This window comes from Spirillospora sp. NPDC049652, from assembly GCF_040675125.1.
Taxonomy (GTDB): Bacteria; Actinomycetota; Actinomycetes; order Streptosporangiales; family Streptosporangiaceae; genus Spirillospora.
This window is the reverse complement of sequence record NZ_JBFAOF010001022.1, coordinates 1-2,440: the sequence shown is the minus strand read 5'-3', so window position 1 is coordinate 2,440 and position 2,440 is coordinate 1. Positions and strand designations below refer to the sequence as shown.

Annotated in this window: 3 protein-coding genes; 2 read left to right on the top strand and 1 reads right to left on the bottom strand. The window is 72.0% G+C overall.

Going from position 1 to position 2,440, the window contains the following annotated elements; all coding sequences use genetic code 11:
- Positions 1 to 396 precede the first annotated feature (396 nt).
- Positions 397 to 1,089, top strand: a complete 693-nt coding sequence (locus AB0J52_RS36315; RefSeq protein WP_500187444.1) for a response regulator transcription factor — start codon at positions 397 to 399, stop codon at positions 1,087 to 1,089.
- An 18-nt stretch (positions 1,090 to 1,107) separates the two neighbouring features.
- Here AB0J52_RS36315 and AB0J52_RS36310 read toward each other — a convergent pair whose 3' ends face one another.
- Positions 1,108 to 1,575, bottom strand: coding sequence for a hypothetical protein (locus AB0J52_RS36310; protein WP_500187443.1), 468 nt, complete (start codon positions 1,573 to 1,575; stop codon positions 1,108 to 1,110).
- A gap of 173 nt (positions 1,576 to 1,748) precedes the next feature.
- Here AB0J52_RS36310 and AB0J52_RS36305 point away from each other — a divergent pair.
- A partial coding sequence (locus tag AB0J52_RS36305) for a HAMP domain-containing protein (RefSeq protein ID WP_500187442.1) occupies positions 1,749 to 2,440 on the top strand: 692 nt, incomplete at its 3' end.

The following is a 2,440-nucleotide window of genomic DNA, read 5'->3' as shown; positions in this document are numbered from 1 at the left end:
GCACCACCCGGTGCGGGCGGCGCGGACCGCGCGCACCGGGTGGTGCCGTCGAGGGCCGCTCTCCGACACTCGCGCCGTCGGCTGCCGGACGCCTCGAATTGACGTTGATGACGGCCTCCAGGGAAACGATCGGTGAACGCGGCGCGCCATGCGTGGGGTGGTGGCTCTTCTCCGGACCCGTGCCGGGTGCGGCGGGAGCCTCCGAAGAATGCGCTGAATGGCAGTGACGTTACGAGCAGCCCCCTTAGAAACGCGTCAGGGCCGACTTAAGAGCGACTTAAGGACAACGTCTCGGAGCGGGCGGGGACGCCCGCTCCGCGTCGTGTTCCGCGTGGTTTGTAGCGAGAGAGCGTTTTCGGTAGATCCCGCGCTATCCGGAGGGTTTAGGGTTGGCGCGTGGCAAGTGTTTTGGTGATCGAAGACGATGAGCACGTCCGGAGGGCTCTCGTCCGCGAGCTGACCGTGCTCGGGCATTCCGTCAACAGCGCCGGCCGGGCGCTGGACGCCCTGCGCCTGGTGACCTCCTGCCCGCCGGAGGTGGTGGTCCTCGATCTCGGGCTCCCCGACCTGGACGGCGCCGAGGTCCTGAAGATGCTGCGGGCGGTGTCCGACGTGCCCGTCGTGGTGGCCACCGCCCGGGACGGGGAGCGGGAGATCATCCGCCTGCTCCGGTCCGGCGCCGACGACTACCTGGTCAAACCCTTCTCCGCCGAGCACCTGCACGCCCGCCTGGAGGCGGTGCTGCGGCGGATGCGCACCACCCCCCGGCAGGAGGCGATCACCGTCGGCGGGCTGAAGGTCGACGTCGACCGGAGGCAGGCCGTCCTGGACGGCAAGCCCCTGCAGTTGTCGCGCCGCGAGTTCGACCTGCTGGCCTTTCTCGCGGCGAACGCCGGACGCGTGGTGCGGCGCCGGGAACTGCTGACGGAAGTGTGGCAGCAGTCTTTCGGAGACGACCAGACCATCGACGTCCACGTGTCATGGCTCCGCCGGAAACTGGGCGAGAGCGCGGCGGCCCCGCACTATCTGCACACGGTGCGCGGCGTGGGGCTCATGCTCATCGAGCCCTCGGCCGGAGCGGCGGACTGAACCCCGGGGCCGCGCGGATCAGAACTCGTTCACCTGCACGATGGGCGGATGGTCGTTCCAGGACGCGATCACGGTCGAGCCGTGCGTCCCGTCGGTCAGGTCGACGCGGATCCAGGTGGACGTCCGCCAGACCTTCATCTGGAAGCCGGGGCCGGGTGTGGCCTTGACCAGGCGGGCCGAGTCGGCGCCCAGCGCGAAGACCACGCGTCCCGACTTCACCACCGAGGTGTTCAGCCGCTCGCCGGCCGTCGTGCCGGGACCCGGCTGGCGCTTGGCCGGCGTGCGGGACGCCGAGGGCCGGCCCCGCGCCGGAGGGGTGACCGGACGGGACGAGGCGGATCCGGGGCCGCCCGGTGCTGACGCGGAGGCGGCCGGGGAAAGGACCCGCGACCCCTTGGCCTCGGCCGGAACGCTGAGGGACGGATTCGGGGAATCGATCACCGTTCCGCGCAGCGCGTCCCCGACTCCGGCCCAACTGATCGCCATACCGGTGGCGGTGACGGCGACCCAGACCGCGGCGAATCGAAAAGGGACGGGCACACGTCGCATTGCTTTTCTCACCAGGCTTCCGGCGGCGGGGCGGTTTTGAGAACGGTTCGGGAAAAGGCCGGATCCCCGGCCGCGGATGACGTGATGGTACAGAGTGGAGCGAGGAACGGATGAGAGCGGCGCTGGCACGGATCGCCGTGGCCGTGACGACGATGGTCGCGCTGTCGTTCGTCGTGCCGCTCGGTCTGCTGAACGGCCAGATCGCCCGCGACCGGGCCCTGAACGCCGCCGTGCAGCAGGCCGAGTCGCTGGTCCCGGTGCTGACGATCACCGCCGACCCGGCGGCCCTGAAGGAGGCGGTGGGGTCGACGTCCGCCGGGGCCGCCGGCCACATGACGCTGTACCCGCCCGCCGGGCCGCCCATCGGCGCTCCGCGCACGGACCCGTCCGACCTGAGGCGCGCGAGCCAGCTGCACCGCTCGTTCACCACGCCGGCGCGCGGCGGGACCCTGCTGCTGCGCCCCGTCCTGCTCAGGTCCGGCGCGTACGCGGTGGTCGAGGTGTTCATCCCCGACGCCGAGTTCAACCGGGGCGTGATCAACTCCTGGCTGATCCTCGTCCTGGTGGCGCTGGCGCTGGTCCTGGTGTCGGTCGCGATGGCCGACCGGCTGGCCGTCCGCGTGGTCGCGGCCGCCGACCGCCTCGCCCAGGCCGTCACCCGCGTCGCGCGCGGCGACCTCGCGGCGCGCGTCAGGCCCGCCGGACCCGCGGAGCTGAGGGCGGCGGGCGAGGCGTTCAACCACATGGCCGACCAGCTCGCCCGCCTGCTCGCCGCCGAGCGCGAGGCCGCCGCCGTCCTGTC